Here is a 20916-nt window from a genome sequence, read left to right as displayed (position 1 = left end):
CTCGTTGGACCGGGTGGCGTCACGTGTTGTCACGTCCGCCACGTCCTTCGACCGGACACCTCGGGGGTGTCTCGTTCTCTTCCTCGTTCAGGAGAAGTCAGCATGTTGAAGATCTGGCCGAGCACCAACCGCCCCCGTCCACAGACCCTGCTGGTGGGCGCAACTGCCCTGCTCGTGGCCGTCGGCGCGGCGGGTCCCGCCCTCGCGGCCACGCCGGCCTCAGGGTCGCTGTCCGACTCGAGCACGAGCGCGCAGTGGACCGCAGGTCCCTTCGCCGCGCCGAACCCCACCGGCACGACCGGCAACGTCAGCTGTGGACCCGAGCTGTGTGACGACTTCGCCCTGCACGTGTCGACACCGGCCGGCTACGGCGACACCCACCAGCTGACCGTCAAGGTCGGGTGGGGCAACGCTGCCGCCGACTTCGACGTCTACCTGCTCGACCACAGCGGCGCGGTGGTCGCGTCGGCCGCCTCGAGCTCCGATCCCGAGGTCATCGTCGCGCCGCCGACGAGCGGTGACTACACCGTGCGAGTCGTGCCGTTCGCCCCCCTCGGCGAGTCGGTCTCGGGCACGGCCACGCTCACCGATGTCCCCGCCAACCCGGCGCCGAGCACGGCCACGCCGCCCACGTTCAGCCAGTACGGCGCCCCGCAGTCGTTCGCACGCGCCCACGACGCCGGTGAGCCGTCGCTGGGCAGCAGCCACAAGACGGGAGCCAGCTTCTACCAGGCGCTCTACGACACCTACCGCGCGACGTGGGACGACAGCTCGTCACCCTCGAAGGTCACCTGGTCGGACGTCTCGGCGACCCCGGCCAAGGGCTGCGCCACAGGCGGCTCCAAGTCGCTCGACCCCATCGGCTTCACGGACCCGAAGACCGGTCGCGTCTTCGAGAGCCAGCTCGCTGGCAAGACCTCGCTGATGTGCTACTCCGACGACGAGGGCAGCACGTGGTCGCCGAGCCAGGGCGGCGGCCTCAACTCCGGCGTCGACCACCAGACCGTGGGAGGCGGCCCGTACTCGCCGAACGGCGTCGGCGCGCTGCCGACCTCGACGTACGCGAACGCCGTGTACTACTGCAGCCAGGACGTCGCCGACGCGAACTGCGCCTCGAGCCACGACGGCGGCACGACGTTCGGTCCGGCCGTCCCGATGTACTCCCTCCTCGACTGCGGCGGTCTGCACGGTCACGTCAAGGTCGCCCCGAACGACGGCACCGTCTACGTGCCGAACAAGTCGTGCGGCGGCAACCAGGCCGTCGCCGTCTCCGAGGACGGCGGCACGACGTGGTCGGTCCGCAAGGACCCGGCGAGCACCGCCGGCGACTCCGACCCGAGCGTCGGCGTCGGCGCGAAGGGCACCGTCTACATGGGCTACCAGGCAGCCGACGGCACGCCCCGCGTCGCGGTCAGCCGCGACAAGGGCAAGACGTGGACCGACGACCAGAACGTCGGAGCGAGCCTCGGCGTCCACAACACGGTGTTCCCGGCCGTCGTGGCCGGCGACGACGACCGCGCCTCGTTCGCCTTCATCGGTAGCACGACGCCCGGCAACTACCAGGACGCCACCGCGTTCAAGGGCGACTGGCACCTCTACGTGTCCACCACGTACGACGGCGGAAAGAGCTGGGCGACGGTCGACACGACCCCGAGCGACCCCGTGCAGCGAGGCTCGATCTGCACCGGCGGCACGACCTGCGGCAACGACCGCAACCTGCTCGACTTCATGGACGCCACGGTCGACCGGACCGGCCGCGTCCAGGTCGGCTACGCCGATGGCTGCACCGGGGCGTGCGCACAGCCCGGCGGCGCCCAGAACTTCGACGCCTACGCCACCATCGCGCGTCAACAGTCCGGCAACACGCTGTATGCCGCCTACGACGCGCTGCCCAACCTGGCCCCCACGACCCTCTCCGTCGCGAAGGCCGGTGCGCTGTATGCCGCCTCCACGACCCTCACGAACTCCGGCAAGGCTGTCGCCTCCGGCGTCACGAGCCGCCTGTTCGTCGACGGCGTCAACGTCGGCACCTCCGCCGCCGTCGACCTTGCCGCCGGACGCTCGAGCACCGTGGCGTTCCCCGGGGTGCGGCTCGGCAAGGGCACGCACACCGTGCTCGTCGCCGTCGACCCGGACGGCCGGATCCGCGAGTCCGACGAGTCCGACAACCGACGCCAGACGCAGGTGGTCCGATGAGGCGCATGCCGCCGCTGCGGTCGCGGGCCCTGTCCGCGGCTGTGGTGGGTCTCGCCGTGGGCAGCGCCGCGCTGCTCGGCGGTTGCGGGTCCGACGAGCTCGCGTCGGCGATGGCCGAACCTGCTGCCGGCCAGACTGCTGCACCGGTCGTCTGTGCCAAGGACGCCACCGCCGTGCCCGTGCCCGCCTCGTTCCCCGCGCAGGCTGCGGTGCCCGAGGGCTACGTCGTGACCGGTGTCCAGGCCCGCAGTGCCGGCCGCACCGTGGTCACGGCCGTCTCGCCGAAGCCGTTCGAGCAGACCCTCGCCGACATGCAGTCCGCCTACTCGACGCGCGGGTGGACCCCCTCGGAGGGTGAGGTCGAGGACCGGGACGCCGAGTCGAACTTCGCCGGCAACGGCCTGCGCGGCCGGTGGGCCATCCGCGAGATCCCGGACTGCACGGGCAACACGTCGGTGAGCGTGCTCGTCGGCACGTGAGCGCCTGAGCCTTCCCATTGGTCGAAAGAGCAGTCCGTCTCCGGCGAGACGGACTGCTCTTTCGATTGGGCACGGATGTGACGGAGTGTTCTTTCGATAGGGCTGGGACGTGACGGAGTGTTCTTTCGATTGGGCTGGGACGTGACTGAGTGTTCTTTCGATTGGGTGAGGACTACTTGAGGGTCACGACCTTGTGCATGCCCATGAGCGCGTGCGGCATCCCGGTCTCGTCGTCGGCGACGAAGCACAGCAGCACGTAGGTGCCCGGCGGCAGCCGGTAGGTGAGGAAGGCCTGTCGGCCGGGCGACTGCACGTCCATCCCGACGGAAGGGCCGTCGACGAAGAACGACGGTGGCTGCTGCGAGTTGGAGTCGAAGAAGGCCTGGATCTGGGCGTCCGTCGTGCCCTTCTTCACCGGGCTGATGTCCATGAAGTGGATCGTGTCGGAGACGTTGTGCACCCGAACGGTGCCGTGGGCGGGCAGACGTCCGTGCACGACGAACCGGTCGGCTGACGTGACCTCGACGGTGGCCCTGGCCCTGGGCAGGCTCAGGTGGTCGCCGTGGTCGCCGTGCTCGTCGCGGTCACCGTCCCCGCGCACGCGGAGCGTGGTGAGGGCTGGGGCCCCCGTCGGCGGTGCGCCGAGATCCATGAGGTAGTAGGTCCCTCGCGCGAGCCGTTCAGTGACGACGGCCGGGGTGCCGGGGCCCACGTCCGCGAGGCCGAAGAACCGGGCGTCCCGGACGAGGTCACGGGTCCCCTTCGCGGCCGTCGCCGGATCCGAGGAGAACTCCTCCTGCAGGTCCGCCAGGACTCTGGCGACGTTCACGTGGGCCTTGGGCTGGAACATGGTGATGTTGCTGGACCCGCCGGCGAAGGTCGAGCTGACCCGGAAGCGCACGACCCCCGCGTCGACGGAGGACCGGCTGAGGGTGACGTGGCTGCCGTTGCCGACGACGGACACGGACGAGTGCGAGTGGTGTGAGTCGGCGCCGGCACTCGCGGCTCCGGCGACCAGCCCGCTGGCACTGAGAGCGAGGGCAGCGGCACAAGCCAGTAGTTTCTTCATATTCGGGACTCCCCAAAGTGGAGGCACGCCCCGCGCCCTGCGGGGCGCCACCGAACACGCTATTCCCGCAGGGCTCCCCAGGCCGGAAAACGCTGGAACTACTGCCTTTTCGCGATTCTTGTGACGTCAGATACCGCGCATTTGGTGGATCTTGAGCGCGAGGGCGAGCGTCAGGCGCAGGTCGGGGTCGGTCGTGAACGGGCCGAGGAGCTTCTCCAGCTTGCCGATGCGGTAGCGCAGCGTGTTGTAGTGGAAGAAGAGCAGCCGGGCCGTCTCGGCGACGTTGAGGTTGGTGTCGAGCAGCACCCCGAGGGTCTCGCGCAGGCCGGCATACTCCGGTGACTCGTCGGTGGCCAGCTCGCGCAGCGACTCGGAGACGAACCGCCGCAGGTCGGCGCCGTCGGGGATGAGCGCGAGCAAGCGGTAGATGCCGAGGCCGTCGACGTGCGTGAGGGCACCGTCGCCGTGCATCTGGCGCCCGACCGTGACCGCAGACAGGGCCTCGTCGTACGCCTGGGGCAGGGCGGCGACCGACACGAACGGCCGCGAGACGCCCGCCGAGAAGCTGCGCCGACCGCCACCACCGTCACCTCGGACGACGCGGACGTACTCGCCGACGACGCGCATCACCTGGTCGGTGTCGGCCTGCGGCGGCACGCCGACGAGGGCCACGACCTCTCGGCTGAACCCCATGACGGGGGAGCGCGCGTCGCGCACCGTGACGGCGTGCGTCCAGGCTCGGGCGAAGCGCTGCTGGAGGAAGCGAACCTCGTCGCCGTCACGCGTCGAGCGGTCGTCGTCCTCGTCGGTCTCGGCCACCACGACGACCATCGGCCGGTTGATGTCCCAGCCGAGCGAGCTCGCGTGGGCGACGGCCTCGGCGGGCGAGCCGGCACGCCCGGCGAGCGCATCGCGGAGGAACTCGGCGCGGTATTTGCTCTCGACCGCCGAGACGGCCTGGTCCTTGGTGATGGCGAGCGCGGCCACGGTGGCGGCCCGCTCGAGCAGGCGCACGTCGTCGACGGTCAGCCGGCGGTGGCTGCAGAACGCGATCAGCACGCCGTGGTCGAGATGACCGGCGACGATGCGCACGGCGGCGCGGTTGGCGGTCGGGCCGTCGGGTCGCGGACCCATCGGCTCGTTCTCGGTGAGCAGCCGTCCGGTGCGGTCGAAGCACTCGAGGCCGGTGGCGTGCTCCAGCTCGCGGGCCGACCCGGCCCGGGCGATGACCCGGCCGTCGGTGGTGGTGACCATCACGGCCCCCTCCAGGAAGCCGACCACCTGCTCGCAGAGGTCGTCGAGGGACCTACCGGCGAGCACGATCTGCACGAGAGCGCGGTCGGCGTCCTCGAGCCGGCGCAGGACCGCCGTCTGGTGGTCGAGGATCGCGGTCAGCACCTCGGTGGTGAAGGTCGCGATGTGGTCGAGCGGCACGTCGATGAGGGGCAGCCCGGTCGCCTCGGCGGCCGTCCTGACCGACGTCGCGGTGCGCCCGGTGAGCCCTGACACGACGATGCCGGCGGCCGAGGCGCGCTCGAGGGCGGTGAAGACCTCGTGGAGGCCGCGTGCGTGCTCGGCCAGGGCTGCGGCGTCGGCGAGGACGAGCCGGTGGTTCAGCCGTGTGCGGGCCACTGCGTCGCGCAGGGCGGTGCGCAGCGGGGCGGTGCTGTCGACGGTGACGTCGAGGCGGGCAGGGTCGGAGCGGACCGACCCGTGGGCCGTCGCCGCGAGCCCGGCGATGAGCCGAAGCGAGATGCCCGACACCTCGGCCTCGCCGTCGATGGCGGAGCCTCCGACGTCCGGACGGTCGATGCCGACCACGCCGATGCCTGCGCCTACGCCAGCGCCTACGCCAGCGCCTACGCCAGCGCCTGCGCCGACGCCTCCGCCGTTGCTCGCGCCGACGCTGGGGCGGGGCCCCCCGTGCGCATCGTCAGTGTGACCGGCCGCTGGCAAGTCACCCTCGGCAGGGCCCGGATCGTTGGCAACTTTCACCATGAGCGCACCCTACGCCGCGTGGATAGCGTCACGTCAGCGGACCGCGCCGGGCGGCCGGCGGCACACGTGCGGCATACGCGCGGAGATGGTGGGAGGTGCACGCGCCCATGCACGACGGACTCGACGTGACCCTGCTGCCCGCCTCGGTGTCGCCGCTGGTGGCCGGCGACGTGGCCGGTGCACCTCGCCGTCGCCGCGTGGTGGCCGCGTTCCCGAGCTGTCTCTACGTCGAGCTCGGCGCGCACGAGCGCGTGCTCGCGGTGCTCGCCTCCGACGCGTTGGCGCTGCCGATCGGGGTCCGCCTCGGGGTGCCGGCCACCCAGGTGGACTGGGGTGTCGAGGCAGGCGCGTACGTCGTCGTGGGGGAGGGCCGCGTACGCCTTCCGCGGGCCGACGTCGTCGCGGCGCGGCTGCAGCACCCGTCGCGGGTGCGCCCGGCGCCGCGCCGATCGGGTCCGCCGACGGGGCTGCGTGAGCCCGGCGTGCTCGGCGACCTCGCTCGCAGCCTGGCCGCGTCGGCGCTCGCCGGCCGTTCGGTCGACTCCGGTGTGCGTGGACTGCTCGGGGCCGGCCGCGGCCTGACGCCGAGCGGCGACGACGCCGTGTGCGGCCTGCTCCTGGCCCTCGGGGCGGTCGACGCGCCACAGGCACGGCGGGCACATGCCAGCGTCCTCGCCGAGGTGCGCGCGGGGCTGACCCGCACGACGAGCCTGTCGGCCACGCTCCTCCTCGCCGCGGGCGCCGGGTATGCCGTCCCGGACGTCGTGCGCCTCGTGACCGGGCTCGTCTCGGGCGTGGCCTCGCCCGAGCTCGTCGACCGGGTGCTCGCCATCGGGCACTCCTCCGGCCGTGACCTGCTGTCGGGCGTCACCGGCACCCTGCGTGCCCTCGACGCCTCCTTCGAAACCACCCCACAGGAAGGAGCCCGCCGTGGCTGACCACGTCGAGCTGAGAACCGGTGCCTACTTCGACTCGGTGACCCTGATGCAGGTCTCCCGCACCGTCGCGTCCGCGCCCGGCGTCGAGGCGGCTCAGGTCGCGATGGCGACCGAGCTCAACCTCGACGTCATCCGCGGCATGGGCTTCGACGTGCCCGACTCGGCACCGAACGACCTCGTCGTCGCCATCCGCGGCGACGCCGAGGGCGTGGCCGCGGGACTCTCCGCCCTCGAGGGTGCACTCACCCAGAAGCGTTCTGCTGCAGGCGGTTCCGGCTTTGGTGACGCGCCCCAGCCGCGGACGCTCGGTGGCGCGATCCGGCTCTCCGGCGCTGACCTCGCGCTCGTCTCCGTGCCGGGGGAGCACGCGGTCACCGAGGCCCTCGACGCCGTGCGCGCCGGCGTCTCGGTGCTGGTCTTCTCCGACAACGTGCCGGTCGAGGGCGAGGTGCTCCTCAAGGACGCCGCGGCCCGCGCCGACGTGCTCGTCATGGGTCCCGACTGCGGCACCGCCGTCGTCGGTGGCGTCGCGCTCGGCTTCGCCAACGTCGTGCGTCAGGGGTCCGTCGGCCTCGTCGCGGCGTCCGGCACCGGTGCCCAGCAGGTCATGTGCCTGCTCGACGCGGCCGGGGTCGGCATCAGCCACTGCCTCGGCGTCGGCGGCCGCGACCTCTCCTCGACCGTCGCGGCCCGTTCGACCAAGCAGGCGCTCGCAGCCCTGGCGGCCGACCCCGCCACCGAGTCGATCGTCGTCGTCTCCAAGCCGCCCGCTCCCGAGGTGCTCGCCGACCTGGAGGCGTATGCCGCCGGGCTGGGCAAGCCGGTCCACTGGGCCACGCTCGGGGCGGGCCGCCCCGACCTCACCGCCGCGGTGGAGTCGGCGCTGCGCGCCACCGGTCACGATGTCCCTGAGGCCTGGCCGTCCTGGACGCCGGGTGCTGGATCCGGTGCTGGATCCGATGCTGGATCCGGTGCCGCTGCCGGCGGTGTTGGCGACGCGAGCGAGACCGTGCCGCAAGGTGACTCGCTACGCGGACTCTTCTGCGGCGGCACCCTCGCCGACGAGGCCATGCTCGTCGCGGGCGAGGTCGTCGGCGACGTCAGGTCCAACATCCCGCTCCGCCCCGACCTCGCGCTGGGCCACGACCTGCGCGACGCCGGCCACGTCGTCATCGACTTCGGCGACGACTCCATGACCCAGGGGCGCGCTCACCCGATGATCGACCCCTCGCTGCGGCTCGAGCGCATCGCCGTCGAGGCCGCCGACCCGACCTGCGGTGTGCTGCTGCTCGACCTCGTGCTCGGCCACGGCGCGCACCCGGACCCGGCCCCCGAGCTGGCCGAGGCGGTCCGCGCAGCGCGTGCCACGGCCTCATCCGACGGCAGGCGCCTCGACGTGGTCGTCTCGCTGACCGGCGCCGAGGGCGACCCGCAGGGGCTCCAGGCCAGCGCTGCCCGGCTCGTCGAGGCAGGCGCGGTCGTCCGGCTCTCGAACGCCGAGGCGACGCGCGAGGCGTTGCGCCTGCTCGGCCACGACGTGAGCACGCCTGCCGGCGCAAGGGGCGACACGGCATACGCAAGCGGTGGGGACGCCGTGGCCCAGGGCGACGGTGAGCCGCTGGGTGGCCTGCTCACGCAGGAGGTCTCGGTCGCGGCCGTTGGGGTGTCGCTCTTCGCGGATGCCCTTCGCGCACAGGCTGTCCCGGTCAGTGAGGTGGCATGGCAGCCGCCGGTCGCGGGCACTTCCGGTGACCTCGCGCGCGTGCTCGCCGACCCGCGGCGTGACGCGGCGAACGCCGAGGCGCTGCGCCGGATGCTCGCAGCCGGCGCCGACCTCGTCGACGTGCGGCCGGCGAAGGATGCGCTCGGGCTCGAGCGGGGCACCTTCCTCCACGCTGGTCCGCCGATCGAGTTCGCCCGCGCCTCAGGGCCGCTCAAGGGTGCGCTCATCGGCGCGATGCTCTTCGAGGGGCTCGCCGGCACGGCCGAAGAGGCCGAGGCGAAGCTCGAGAAGGGCGACGGGATCACGCTCGAGCCGTGCCACCACCGTGATGCGGTCGGCCCCATGGCGGGCGTCATCAGCCCGTCGATGTGGGTCTACGAGCTGCGCGACGAGGTGCACGACAACACGTCGTGGTGCTCGCTCAACGAGGGCCTCGGCAAGGTGCTGCGCTACGGCGCGTACGGGCCCGAGGTGATCGACCGGCTGCGGTGGATGAACACCGTGCTCGGCCCGATCCTGCAGCAGGCCGTGCGCACCCGCGTCGAGCGCGAGGGCAGCATCGACATCAAGGCGATCATCGCCCAGATGCTGCAGATGGGCGACGAGGGCCACAACCGCAACCGGGCCGGCTCGCTGATGCTCCTGCGTGAGCTGCTGCCGACGATGATCACGGCCGACGCCCCGTCGAGCGACATCGCCGAGGCCGTGCGGTTCTCGGGGGCCAACGAGCACTTCTTCCTCAACCTCGGCATGCCGGCCTGCAAGCTGAGCACCCTTGCAGCCCATGGCATTCCCGGCTCGTCGGTGGTGACGACGATGGCCCGCAACGGCACCGACTTCGGCATCCGCGTCTCGGGCACCGGGGACGCCTGGTTCACCGGGCCGGCCAACACGCCGGAGGGTCTCTTCCTCGGGTCCTACGGTCCCGAGGACGCCAACCCCGACATCGGCGACTCGGCGATCACCGAGACGGCCGGCATCGGCGGCTTCGCGATGGCGGCGGCGCCGGCCATCGTGAAGTTCGTCGGTGGTGACGTGCCGTTCGCGCTGCGGGCCACGCAGACGATGTACGAGATCACGACGGGGGAGCACACGGCCTACCAGGTGCCGATCCTCGAGTTCCGTGGGACGCCAACCGGTATCGACGTCACGTCCGTGGCGCGCACCGGCATCCTTCCGCAGATCAACACGGGCATGGCGGGTCGCGTCGCGGGCGTCGGCCAGGTCGGCGCCGGTCTCGTCACGCCGCCCGAGCAGTGCTTCACCCAGGCCCTCGCCGCCCTCGCCGCAGCCGCGCAGGGCTGAGCACCTCCCCGCCCGGACGTCTTGTCGTCGACGTCCGGGCCGGGCACCCTCGGGCTTTGCTCAGGCAGGCCTCGTAGGTTCACAGGTCATGGGGGACACGATCGAGCCGCGAGGTCCGTCGAGACGGGCCATCCTGTCAGGGGCTGGGACGCTGGCGCTGGGGGCATGCACCGGTGGCGACCCGTCGTCGCCCGTCGCGCCCTCGACGCGAGGCTCCACTGCCGCGCCATCCATCGGGACGGCCGGCGAGACGGCGGCCAGCGGGACGCCTCCCGGGGCCCCGGCTGGGTCCGGGCCGAGAACGCCCGCCCTGGCACGACCGCGTGGCGCATCGAGGCCGCCCGCCTGGCCTCCGAGACAGCGCTGGCCGGCTACACCGACACAGTGAGCGTGCTGCCCGGCGACTCCTTCGGCCTGCACCTCAGCTCTGACCTCGGCCCGGTGAGGGTCCGGGCGTACCGTCTCGGCCACTACGGTGGCGCCGGGGCGCGCCAGGTCTGGGCCTCTGACGCAGTCCCGGCCGGCCGCCGGCCCGGGCCGAGCACGGACGCGCTGCGAACCGTGCGGTGTGATTGGCCGCCGTCGCTGCGGATCCGGACGACGGGCTGGCCCGAGGGCAGCTACCTGCTCCGGCTCGAAGCGGGGAGCCGGGCGAAGTACGTGCCGATGGTGGTCCGGTCCCGTGCGACGGCCGGCCGGCTCGTGCTCGTCTCCGCCGTGGCGACTCACCAGGCCTACAACCAGTGGGGCGGGTGCTCGCTCTACAAGGGCCCCGACGAGGGCTTCGGCACGCGAGCCAGCGCGGTGACGTTCGAGCGACCCTACGACCGCAACGGCGCACCGCTCGTCCTGGCGTACGAGCAGGGGGTGGTCTTCGTGGCCGAGAGCCTCAACCTCGACCTCGCCTACGTGACGTCGTGGGAACTGCACCGCGAGCCCGACCTGCTCGCCGGCGCCCGCGGCCTCGTCTCACCGGGCCATGACGAGTACTGGACGGTGCCCATGCGCCGGCGCGTCGAGGCGGCCCGCGACGCCGGGGCCAACCTCGCGTTCCTCGGCGCCAACTCCGTCTACTGGCGGGTGCGCCTCGCCGGCGACGGCGGCTCGTCACGTGCTACAAGTCCGCCAGCGGCGACCCGCAGCACGGCAGCGCCGAGACGACGGCGCAGTGGCGGCAGGCCCCGCACCCCGACCCGGAGAACTCGCTGACCGGCATGCTCTACGAGGCGTTCCCGGCCGAGGCCGACCTCGTCGTCCACGACCCCGACTTCTTCCTCTTCGCCGGCACGGGCGCCAGGCGCGGTGACACGTACGCCGGCCTCGTCGCCACCGAGATCGACCGCGCATACCCGGTCGCGGGCACCCCCACCAACCTGCAGGTCGTCGCGCACTCGCCGGTGCCGCAGTTCCGCAAGGCCGATACGCACTCGGACATGACGTACTACTCCACTCCGAGTGGCGCCGGCGTCCTCTCGGTGGGCACGCTGGCGTGGACCGCGGGGATGCGGGGCGCACGCAGCCGGCCGCGCATCGACGCCCGCGCCGCGGCCTTCGCCCGGACGGTGACGAGCAACCTCTTCCACGCCATGGCCGACGGGCCGATGGGCCGCGCCCACCCAGCGCGTGGCAACCTCGCCGGCATCGGGGCCTCCTCGAGCACGAGCACGGGCACGGGCGGACAGGTGGCCTCCGCACAGGCGTACTGACGGGGGCGTTCCCCGAGGCGGCAGGAGCGGACGGCTCCGCCGTGGGCGAAGGCGGCGGAAAACCGGTGGGTCGGTGTCGGTGCTGCGACCTAGGGTGGACAGGCCATGCGAGACTTCCCGCCCCAGACCCGGGCCTACACCGACCGAGGCGCCGAGACGCCTGACACCCGCACGCCGCGGGCCTTCCTCTGGTGGATGGTGCGGCAGAACGGCGGCCTGTTCGTGGCCGGTCTCGCCGTCGCCCTGATCTGGATGGTGCCGCAGACGGTCGGGCCGTGGATGGTGGGTCGCGCCATCGACACCGGCATCGTCGCGGGCGACTCTGCGGTGACGACGCGCTGGGTGCTCGCGCTCGCCGTCGTCACCCTCTTCGGCGCGTGCAGCGGCATCGCGTTCCACACCGTCATCGTGCGCGAGTGGCTGATCGCCCTCTACGGGACGACCAAGCTCGTCACCCGCAAGGCGCTGCAGCTCGGCCACGTGCTCACGCGGCGCACCCCGACGGGCGAGGTGCTCTCGGTGAGCGGCAGCGACGGCGACCAGTTCGGCGCGCTCATGGAGATCACGACGCGCGCGATCTCGCAGCTCGTCGCCTACCTCGTCGTGGCCGGCATCGTGCTCACCACGTCCGTACGCATGGGCGTCCTCGTGCTCGTGTCCGCGCCGTTGCTCGTCGTGCTCGGTATGCCGCTGCTGCGTCCCATGCAGCGCTGGCAGGGCGTCGAGCGCTCGCGCAACTCCGAGCTCACCTCGATGTCGACCGACATCGTCGGTGGCCTGCGCATCCTGCGCGGCATCGGCGGCGAGGACACCTTCGGCGGCAACTATGCCGGCCAGTCCCAGCGCGTCCGCCAGTCGGGTGTCTCGGCCGGTCGTTGGCTGGCCGCCGTCGAGTCCGTCGGCGTGCTCCTCTCGGGCGGCTTCGTCGTCGCCCTGATGTGGCTCGGCACCCGCGAGGTCGCCCAGGGCCGCCTCACCGTCGGCGAGCTCGTCAGCTTCCTCGGCTACGGCCTCTTCCTCATCCAGCCGATGCGCACCTTCGTCGAGTTCGCCCAGAAGTGGACCCGCTCGGTGGTGTCGGCGCGCAAGGCCGTCGCCGTGCTCGGGCAGCGTCCGCCGTGGGTGCACCCCGACGACCCGGCCCCGCTGCGCGCCGACGGCGACATCGTCGACGAGGCGTCCGGCCTGACGATCCGTCCGGGCGTCCTCACGATGGTGGTGTCGGCCGTGCCCGACGACTCGGCGGCGCTCGCCGACCGCCTCGGCCGCTACCTGCCCAGCGACGAGGGAGCCCTCGTCAGCGACGAGATCCCCGAGGAGCTCAAGGGCCGGGCAGCCCGGCGCGAGCGCTCGGCCCGCGCCGTGGCGCGCGAGGAGCAGGCGCGCCGCGACGAGGAGCGCGCGCGGCTGCCGTGGGGCGTCACCGTCGGCGGGGTCGACCTGTCGCAGGTCGCGCTCGACGACGTACGCCGCCACATCCTCGTGAGCGACACCTCGCCCCAGGTCTTCGCCGGCACGCTGCGATCCGCGGTCGACCCGCTCGACCGGCTCACCCTCGAGCAGGCCGAGCGAGCCTTGTACACCGCGGCCGCCGACGACGTCTACGACGCACTCCCGGGCGGCTGGCAGGGCGAGCTCGAGGAGCGCGGGCGCGGTCTGTCCGGCGGGCAGCGCCAGCGGCTCGTCCTCATGCGCGCCCTCGCCGCCGACCCCGACGTGCTCGTGCTCGTCGAGCCCACGTCTGCCGTCGACGCCCACACCGAGGCCCGCATCGCCGAGCGTCTCGGCGCCCACCGCGAGGGCCGCACCACCGTCGTCATGACCGCCTCGCCGCTGCTGCTCCACCACGCCGACGAGATCGTCCTGCTCGAGCAGGGCGTCGCCACCGCGCGCGGACGGCACGCCGACCTGCTCGCCGACTCACCGGCATACCGCTCCGTCGTCGTGCGCGGCGAGGGCGACGTGTCGGTGCTCGCCCACCACTCCGAGGAGTCCCGATGAGCCGCCCCGACGGCACGGCCACGAGCACGTATGCCGTGTCGACCGACCCGTCGCCCACGCACGTCTCGCTCCTGCCGCCCGAGCTCGCCGCCGAGTCGGCTCGCACGTGGCAGGGTGCCTCGCACGTGCCGGCGGTCCCCGACGAGCTGCGCCTGCCCGGCTCGGGGGAGCCAGGTGCGTCGGCCGCATCGGTTGGCGTCAGCGAGCGACTCGCTGCGCTCCGCCGCCGGCACCTGCTGCGAGAGCGGCGCGCCCAGGAGTTCGTCGCCGACACGATGAACGCCCGCAAGGGGCTGCCCATCGCCGACAACCGCAGCGTCGTGCGCTTCATCGGCCGGCTCCTCGGGCAGGAGAGGGTGCTCGTCATCGCCGTCGTCGTCGCCAACGCCCTGGCCGCCACGGCCGGGCTGCTCGTGCCACGCCTGCTCGGCGAGCTCGTCGACTCCACGGTCAACGACGTGCGCGCCGGACGGGTCGACTCCGCACTCGCCGGCGCGAACACCGCGGCGCTCGTCGTCGCGGGACTCGTCCTGGTGCAGGGGCTGTTCACCCTCGCGGCCAAGACGTCCTCGGCCGTGCTCGGCCAGAGCGTGCTCGCCGCCGCGCGCGAGTACGTCGTCCGCGCGATCCTGCGGCTGCCGCTCTCGCGGGTCGAGAGCGCGAGCTCGGGCGACCTCGTGACGCGCGTGACCCGCGACGTCGGCACCATGAGCGAGAGCGTGCGCTGGGCGCTGCCCGAGTCGATCGTCGCCACCATCACGGTCGTGCTGACGCTCGTCGCGATGGTGAGCAACTCGGTGGTGCTGTCGCTGCCGTCGATCATCCTCATGTCGCTGGCACTGATCCAGGTGCGCCGCTACCTGAGGCGCGCCTCGAAGGGCTACCTCACCGAGAGCGGCACCTACTCCCGCATCAACACGACGCTCACCGAGACCGTCGAGGGTGCCCGCACCGTCGAGGCCCTGGGCCTGGCCGGCCACCGGCTGCGCCGCGGCGACGACGACATCGAGGTGTCGGGCCAGGCCGAGCGCTACACGATGACGCTGCGCAACCTGCTCTTCGCGGTCATGGACGTCGCGTTCAGCCTGCCGCGCGTGCTCGTGCTCCTCTTCGGCGCCGTCGGCTACGCGCAGGGCTGGGCCACGCTCGGCCAGATCACGACGGCGATCCTCTACACCGAGGCCCTCTGGGGACCGTTCGACATGCTCGTGCACACGGTCGACCGCGTGCAGGTCGGTGTGGCCTCGACGACGCGTCTGCTCGGCATCGCCACGGTGCCGCCCGACCGCGAGGCCGGCGACGAGCAGCCTTCTGGGCCAGAGCTGGTCGGGTCCGACCTGCGCTACGCCTACCGCGCCGGCCACGACGTGCTGCACGGCATCGACCTGTCGCTCGCGACCGGCGAGCGTCTCGCGATCGTCGGGCCCAGCGGCTCGGGCAAGTCGACGTTGGGCCGCCTGCTCTCGGGCATCCACGGACCGCGCACGGGCTCGGTCAGGGTGGGCGGCGTCGAGCTGACGTCACTGCCGCTCGACCAGCTGCGCACCGAGGTCGCTCTCGTCACGCAGGAGCACCACGTCTTCATCGGGTCGGTCCGCGACAACGTCGTCCTGGCCCGCGAGGGCTCCTCCGACGACCAGGTGCGCGAGGCGCTGCGGGCCGTTGACGCCCTCGGCTGGGTCGAGCGTCTGCCCGAGGGACTCGACACCAAGCTCGGTTCAGGCCACCACGCACTGACGCCGGGCCGAGCCCAGCAGATCGCGCTGGCGCGCCTCATCCTCGCCGACCCGCACACGATCGTGCTCGACGAGGCGACCTCGCTCATCGACCCGCGCACGGCCCGTCATCTCGAGGGGTCGATGAACGCGCTGCTGACGGGTCGCACCGTCGTGGCGATCGCGCACCGGCTGCACACCGCTCACGACGCCGACCGCATCGCGGTCGTCATCGACGGGCGGGTGGCGGAGCTGGGCAGCCACGACGAGCTGGTCGCTCGCGACGGGGAGTACGCCGCCCTCTGGCGAGCCTGGACCTCCTGACCGACCCGCAAGACCTGAACGACACATCGAGTGCTCACTTTCCGACACGGTTGAGCGAAGGAAGTTGGGCACTCGACTTGGGGGGTCCGTCGGGAGGTGGGCACTCGAGTTGGTGGGGGCGTTTGCTTCCGGCGGGACGGTCGGCATGTGAAGGTGTGGACATGACGACTGACACGTCCGGAGAGCAGGAGCGCACCGCCTACGTCCTCGTCGGCGGCGGGCTGGCCGCGGCCAAGGCGATCGAGGGAATCCGCGAGAGCGACACGAAGGGCAGCATCGCCCTCGTCGCCGAGGAGGACCGGCTGCCCTACGAGCGGCCACCACTGTCGAAGGGGGTGCTCAAAGGCGACGACGAGCCCGACAGCGCCTTCACCCACGACAAGGACTGGTACGACGAGAACGGCGTCGAGCTGCGGCTCGGCAGTGCCGCGACGTCGCTCGACGCCGCGAACCACACGCTCACCCTCGGCGACGGCGGCACGCTGACCTACGACAAGCTGCTGCTCGCCACCGGCTCGTCGGCCCGCGCGCTCGACGTGCCCGGTGCCGACCTCGACGGCGTGCTCTACCTGCGCGAGATGCAGGAGTCGCAGGAGCTGAAGAAGCACCTGACCAAGGACGCCAAGGTCGTCATCGTCGGCGCCGGCTGGATCGGCCTCGAGGTCGCCGCCGCCGCGGCCGAGGCCGGCGCGAGCGTCACTGTCATCGAGCCGCAGGCGGCGCCGCTGCTCGGCGTCATGGGCGAGCAGATCGGCGGCTGGTTCGCCGACCTGCACCGCGGCCACGGCGTCGAGTTCCGCTTCGGCGAGGGCGTCGAGCGCATCGAGGGCGACGGCGCAGCGACGGGCGTCGTCACGAAGTCGGGCGACACCGTGCCGGCCGACGTGGTCGTCGTCGGGGTCGGCATCACTCCGAACACCGGGCTCGCCGACGGCGCCGGCATCAAGACCGACAACGGCATCGTCACCGATGCCGGGCTGCGCACCTCGGCCGACGGCGTCTGGGCGGCCGGCGACGTCGCGAACTGGCGCAGCACCACGCTCGACACGAACGTCCGCGTCGAGCACTGGGCCAACGCCCACGACGGTGGTCTCGCCGCCGGCCGGTCGATGGCCGGCCAGGACGTCACCTACGACCCCATCCCGTTCTTCTACTCCGACCAGTACGACATCGGCCTCGAGTACGCCGGCTACGTGCCGCGTGGCAGCAACGCCGAGGTGGTGCTCCGCGGCGACCCGAAGAGCAACGAGTTCATGGCCTTCTGGGTGCTGCCCGAGGGTGACGGAGTGCGGGTGCTCGCGGGCATGCACGTCAACGTCTGGGACACCATCGACGACGTCCAGCGCTTGGTGCGCGACAAGACGGTCGTCGACCGCGCCCGCCTCACCGACCCCGAGGTGCCGCTCAGCGACCTCACGTGACCTGACCACCCGACCACCCGACCACGTGACGGGCCCCCACCCCGGGTGGCCCGGTCGAGGTCGACAAGCAGGCTACGCCCGCCAAAGCGCGGGCGTGGCCTGCTTGTTCGTTCTGCACCCGCTGGGCCCCGTCGCCTCCTACTCTCGGAGCGTGGCCGAGCGCCACCGTTTCTCGGGGCCGGAGAGATGTAGGACGGAGTGCGATGGAGTACGCCAGGCAGGGGGTGCCCGCCGCACGCATGACGGTTCCCCTCGTGACGCCCATCGCGCAGCTCGCGTACGTCTTCTCCGAGTACTCCGCCGGCACGGGCAACGCCATGTCGACGAAGATCCACGCGCAGGCGCGAGCGCACGAGGCGATGGGCGGGCGCACCTACGTCGTCGTCAGCGACCGCCGCGAGCACGACTACGCCGAGGGCACGCTCGTGCGCTACGCGTCCGCCCGCCCGGCCACGCGTGAGTGGTTCACCGACCTCGAGCGCCGGGTCGACGCGGCCTGCGGTCTCGCCCTCGGCCACCGGCCCTTCGTCGCCCGCTTCCACCACGACGCCCTCGACGCCGTGCCGGCCGACGCGAAGGCGCTCGTGATCTACAACTACGCCGGCGCGGTCACCGACCGGCTCGCCCGCAGCTTCGACGGAAAGATCGTGCTGCACCTCGGCAACGACGTCTTCCGCTCGTGGCGGCCCGCGGAGGTCCGCCGCGTCATCGCCCGCACGCACGTCACCGTGGCGGTGAGCGACTACCTGGCGGGCACGGTCGTCGACCGGCTCGGGTTCCGCCCCGACAACCTCCACGTGCTGCGCAACGGCGTCGACACCTCGTGCTTCCGTCCCGCACCCCACCACGAGACCCGAGGAGGTATGCCGCCCACCATCCTCTTCGTGGGAAACGTCCTGCCGCACAAGGGCGCTCACAACCTCATCGCTGCGGCCCACGTGATGGCGCGCACCACGCGTGACTTCCGGGTGCGCATCGTCGGGTCGTCGGGTCTGCGCCCGGCAGCTGGGCTGTCCGACTACGAGCGCGAGCTGCGGCGTGCGGCCGCGCCGCTCGGCGAGCTCGTCGAGTTCACGCCGTTCGTCGACCGGCACGCGCTGCCGGCCGTCTTCGCCGACGCCGACGTCTTCGCGATGCCCGTCGACTGGCAGGAGCCGGCCGGGCAGGTCGTCACCGAGGCGATGGCGTCGGGACTGCCGGTCGTGTCGGCCCGCAGTGGCGGCATACCGGAGTACCTCGGTCCCGACGGTGTCTACGTCGACCCGCGCAACCCCGACCGGCTCGCCGAGGCGCTGCACGACCTCATCACCGACCCGCGTGAGCGGGTCCGGCGCGGCGAGGCCCTGCGCCGGCGCGCCGAGTCGATGACGTGGGAGCGCAACGTCCACGAGCTGATGCGGCTCATCGCCGACTGAGGGGCGGCCGACCCCGGCACGCGACCGCCCCGGGACCCGTCACGTGCCGGGGTGGCAGGATGTGCACCGTGACGGCACAGATCCTCGACGGCAAGGCCACCCTCAAGGCGATCAAGGTCGAGCTGACCCAGCGGGTCGCTCGGCTGCGCGAGCAGGGCATCGTCCCGGGGCTCGGCACCGTGCTGGTGGGCGACGACCCTGGCAGCCACTGGTACGTCAACGCCAAGCACAAGGACTGCGCCGAGATCGGCATCACCAGCATCCGCCGCGACCTGCCTGCCACCGCCACCCAGGCCGAGGTCGAGGCGGTGATCGACGAGCTCAACGCCGACCCCGAGTGCACCGGCTTCCTCGTGCAGCAGCCGACCGGCCTCGACGAGATGGCGCTGCTCTCGCGCGTCGACCCGACCAAGGACGTCGACGGCCTGCACCCGATGAACCTCGGCTGGCTCGCGCTCGGCAAGCCGGCGCCGCTGCCGTGCACGCCGATGGGCTGCATCGAGCTGCTCCGCCGTCACGACGTGCCGATCGCCGGCGCCAAGGTCGTCGTCATCGGCCGCGGCCTGACCGTGGGCCGCCCGCTCGGGCTGATCCTCACACGCAAGAGCGAGAACGCGACCGTGACGCTCTGCCACACCGGCACCAAGGACCTCGCCGCCGAGGTGCGCCAGGCCGACATCGTCATCGCCGCCGCCGGCGTGCCGAGCATCGTCACCAAGGAGATGGTCAAGCCCGGAGCGGCCGTGCTCGACGTCGGCGTCAGCCGGGTCGACGGCAAGATCGCCGGCGACGTCGCGCTCGACGTCGCCGAGGTCGCCGGCTGGGTCAGCCCCAACCCGGGCGGCGTCGGCCCGATGACGCGTGCCCTGCTGCTCACCAACATCGTCGAGGCTGCCGAGGCCTCGGTCGCCGCCGGCGTCTGAGGGCCTGACCGCCTGTGCAGTGGCGAGGGAGCGGGTTCGTCGTCCTCAGCTGGTGGTACCTCGTCGCGGGTCTCGCCGCGGCGGGGGTGCTCGTCATCTCGTTCCTCGACGTGCGGTGGGGCGGTCGCATCGTCGCGGCGGCGTTCTTCATCGGGGCGTTGATCCGTCTCGTCGCGCGGCCGTCGCGCAAGGCCGGCGGCCTCAACGTGCGCTCGCGCAGCCTCGACATCGCGATCCTCATCGCGCTCGGGGTCGGGGTGCTGATCGCCTCGGCGACGGTGAACCTCAAGGCAGACGTCCCCGCGCGCACGGCCGTCACCCGCACCGCCAACTGAGCCGGGCGGCATACGCCCCCGGGAGCGCTGCCCCACCCCGTCCCAATCGAAAGAACGCTCCGTCACGTGACGGAGCGTTCTTTCGATTGCGTATGCCGCGGGGCCGGGGAACGCGGAAGGGCGCCGGTCACCGCGTGGTGACCGACGCCCTTCGTCGTGTGCGGGGCTGGCTCAGATCAGGCCGAGACCCTTGACCGCGTCGCGCTCCTCGGCGAGCTCGGCGACCGAGGCGTCGATCTTGCCGCGGGAGAACTCGTCAATGTCGAGGCCCTGGACGATGCTCCAGGCGCCGTCCTTGATCGTGACGGGGAACGAGGAGATGAGACCCTCCTCGACGCCGTAGGAGCCGTCGGAGCGGACCGCCATCGAGACCCAGTCGCCGTCGGCGGTGCCCTCGACCCACGTGCGGGCGTGGTCGATGGTGGCCGACGCGGCGGAGGCGGCCGACGAGGCGCCACGGGCCTCGATGATCGCGGCGCCGCGCTTGGCGACGGTCGGGATGAAGGTGCCGGCGAGCCAGTCCTGGTCGCCCACGGCCTCGGCGGCGTTCTTGCCACCGACCTCGGCGTGGAAGAGGTCGGGGTACTGCGTCGCGGAGTGGTTGCCCCAGATCGTCATCTTCTTGATCTCGGTGACCGGCACGCCGAGCTTGGCGGCGAGCTGGCTGATCGCGCGGTTGTGGTCGAGGCGCGTCAGGGCCGAGAAGCGCTCGGTCGGGATGTCGGGGGCGTTGCTCATCGCGATGAGGGCGTTGGTGTTGGCCGGGTTGCCGGTGACCGTGATGCGGATGTCGTCGGCCGCGACCGAGTTGAGGGCCTTGCCCTGCGGGGCGAAGATGCCGCCGTTGGCCTCGAGCAGGTCGCCGCGCTCCATGCCGGGGCCGCGGGGGCGGGCGCCGACGAGCAGCGCGTGGTTGACGCCGTCGAAGACCTTCGAGGCGTCGTCGCCGATCTGGACGCCGGCGAGGGTCGGGAAGGCGCAGTCGTCGAGCTCCATGACGACGCCCTCGAGCGCCTTGAGCGCCGGGGTGATCTCGAGGAGGCGCAGCTCCACGGGGGTGTCGGGCCCGAGCAGGGCACCGCTCGCGATGCGGAACAGGAGGCTGTAGCCGATCTGGCCGGCTGCGCCGGTGACGGCGACCTTGACGGGGGTAGTGCTCACGGGATGGACCCTTCACATCGGTGTGGCGCTGGACGCTCCGACGCTACCAGCGTGCGTATGCCGTCCCGGCCCCGCCCGGGTGCGGGCTTGGTCACCCGTGGGCGGGGTGTCGGGAAGTGGGCACTCGACGAGGAGGGGGCGTCCGCTCGCGTGCTCACTTCCGTACGGCGCCGGACGTCACGGAGCGACGGTGCCGCCCCCAGCACC

13 protein-coding genes and 1 pseudogene are annotated in these 20916 nt (G+C 72.4%); 11 read left to right on the top strand and 3 right to left on the bottom strand.

Annotation, left to right across the window (positions count from 1 at the left end; translation table 11 throughout):
- Positions 1-102 precede the first annotated feature (102 nt).
- Together AB4091_RS17530 and AB4091_RS17525 are read left to right on the top strand one after the other, a co-directional pair.
- The gene (locus tag AB4091_RS17530) at positions 103-2196 is read left to right on the top strand and encodes a CARDB domain-containing protein (protein WP_442293338.1); all 2094 of its coding nucleotides are present in this window, start codon (positions 103-105) and stop codon (positions 2194-2196) included.
- Positions 2193-2675, top strand: coding sequence for a hypothetical protein (locus AB4091_RS17525; RefSeq protein WP_442293336.1), 483 nt, complete (start codon positions 2193-2195; stop codon positions 2673-2675). Before AB4091_RS17530 ends, AB4091_RS17525 begins: the two co-directional genes overlap by 4 nt.
- 172 nt (positions 2676-2847) lie before the next feature.
- Here AB4091_RS17525 and AB4091_RS17520 read toward each other — a convergent pair whose 3' ends face one another.
- Entirely contained in the window at positions 2848-3744 is an 897-nt protein-coding gene (locus tag AB4091_RS17520; RefSeq protein WP_442293334.1) for a hypothetical protein, read from the bottom strand.
- A 126-nt stretch (positions 3745-3870) separates the two neighbouring features.
- Positions 3871-5565, bottom strand: a complete 1695-nt coding sequence (locus AB4091_RS17515; protein WP_442293332.1) for a helix-turn-helix domain-containing protein — start codon at positions 5563-5565, stop codon at positions 3871-3873.
- Between the two features lie 284 nt (positions 5566-5849).
- Between AB4091_RS17515 and AB4091_RS17510 the strand changes: the two genes are divergently transcribed.
- From AB4091_RS17510 to AB4091_RS17470, 9 genes and pseudogenes are all read left to right on the top strand, one after another.
- The gene (locus AB4091_RS17510; RefSeq protein WP_442293330.1) at positions 5850-6680 is read left to right on the top strand and encodes a DUF2877 domain-containing protein; all 831 of its coding nucleotides are present in this window, start codon (positions 5850-5852) and stop codon (positions 6678-6680) included.
- The gene (locus tag AB4091_RS17505) at positions 6673-9708 is read left to right on the top strand and encodes an oxamate carbamoyltransferase subunit AllG family protein (RefSeq protein ID WP_442293328.1); all 3036 of its coding nucleotides are present in this window, start codon (positions 6673-6675) and stop codon (positions 9706-9708) included. Before AB4091_RS17510 ends, AB4091_RS17505 begins: the two co-directional genes overlap by 8 nt.
- 165 nt (positions 9709-9873) lie before the next feature.
- A pseudogene (locus tag AB4091_RS17500) lies at positions 9874-11414 on the top strand (N,N-dimethylformamidase beta subunit family domain-containing protein).
- Positions 11415-11519: 105 nt separating this feature from the next.
- On the top strand, positions 11520-13415 hold the full coding sequence (locus AB4091_RS17495) for an ABC transporter ATP-binding protein (RefSeq protein ID WP_442293326.1): 1896 nt from the start codon (positions 11520-11522) through the stop codon (positions 13413-13415).
- Positions 13412-15454 (top strand): ABC transporter ATP-binding protein, encoded by a 2043-nt coding sequence (locus AB4091_RS17490; protein ID WP_442293324.1) that lies wholly within the window; start codon positions 13412-13414, stop codon positions 15452-15454. Before AB4091_RS17495 ends, AB4091_RS17490 begins: the two co-directional genes overlap by 4 nt.
- Positions 15455-15615: 161 nt before the next feature.
- Positions 15616-16875 carry an NAD(P)/FAD-dependent oxidoreductase gene (locus AB4091_RS17485; RefSeq protein WP_442293322.1) on the top strand — a complete coding sequence of 420 codons (1260 nt, stop codon included), beginning with the start codon at positions 15616-15618 and terminating at the stop codon, positions 16873-16875.
- Positions 16876-17114: 239 nt separating this feature from the next.
- The gene (locus tag AB4091_RS17480; protein ID WP_442293320.1) at positions 17115-18290 is read left to right on the top strand and encodes a glycosyltransferase family 4 protein; all 1176 of its coding nucleotides are present in this window, start codon (positions 17115-17117) and stop codon (positions 18288-18290) included.
- A gap of 68 nt (positions 18291-18358) precedes the next feature.
- Positions 18359-19213: a bifunctional methylenetetrahydrofolate dehydrogenase/methenyltetrahydrofolate cyclohydrolase gene (locus tag AB4091_RS17475; RefSeq protein WP_442293318.1), complete on the top strand. Its 855-nt coding sequence runs from the start codon at positions 18359-18361 to the stop codon at positions 19211-19213.
- 14 nt (positions 19214-19227) lie between these two features.
- The gene (locus tag AB4091_RS17470; RefSeq protein WP_442293316.1) at positions 19228-19548 is read left to right on the top strand and encodes a DUF3017 domain-containing protein; all 321 of its coding nucleotides are present in this window, start codon (positions 19228-19230) and stop codon (positions 19546-19548) included.
- A gap of 171 nt (positions 19549-19719) precedes the next feature.
- Here the strand turns inward: AB4091_RS17470 and AB4091_RS17465 are convergent, their stop codons facing one another.
- Positions 19720-20709 (bottom strand): malate dehydrogenase, encoded by a 990-nt coding sequence (locus AB4091_RS17465; protein ID WP_442293314.1) that lies wholly within the window; start codon positions 20707-20709, stop codon positions 19720-19722.
- Between the last annotated feature and the right edge of the window lie 207 nt (positions 20710-20916).

Source organism: Terrabacter sp. 2RAF25 (assembly GCF_052115265.1).
In the GTDB taxonomy this organism is placed as follows: domain Bacteria; phylum Actinomycetota; class Actinomycetes; order Actinomycetales; family Dermatophilaceae; genus Terrabacter.
This window is presented reverse-complemented; position numbering and strand designations above follow the sequence as displayed.

Coding starts and splice junctions, on each gene's coding strand:
- AB4091_RS17530 (WP_442293338.1), top strand. CDS start 103: ATGTTGAAGATCTGGCCGAGCACCAACCGCCCCCGTCCACAGACCCTG.
- AB4091_RS17525 (WP_442293336.1), top strand. CDS start 2,193: ATGAGGCGCATGCCGCCGCTGCGGTCGCGGGCCCTGTCCGCGGCTGTG.
- AB4091_RS17520 (WP_442293334.1), bottom strand. CDS start 3,744: ATGAAGAAACTACTGGCTTGTGCCGCTGCCCTCGCTCTCAGTGCCAGC.
- AB4091_RS17510 (WP_442293330.1), top strand. CDS start 5,850: ATGCACGACGGACTCGACGTGACCCTGCTGCCCGCCTCGGTGTCGCCG.
- AB4091_RS17495 (WP_442293326.1), top strand. CDS start 11,520: ATGCGAGACTTCCCGCCCCAGACCCGGGCCTACACCGACCGAGGCGCC.
- AB4091_RS17490 (WP_442293324.1), top strand. CDS start 13,412: ATGAGCCGCCCCGACGGCACGGCCACGAGCACGTATGCCGTGTCGACC.
- AB4091_RS17485 (WP_442293322.1), top strand. CDS start 15,616: ATGACGACTGACACGTCCGGAGAGCAGGAGCGCACCGCCTACGTCCTC.
- AB4091_RS17480 (WP_442293320.1), top strand. CDS start 17,115: ATGACGGTTCCCCTCGTGACGCCCATCGCGCAGCTCGCGTACGTCTTC.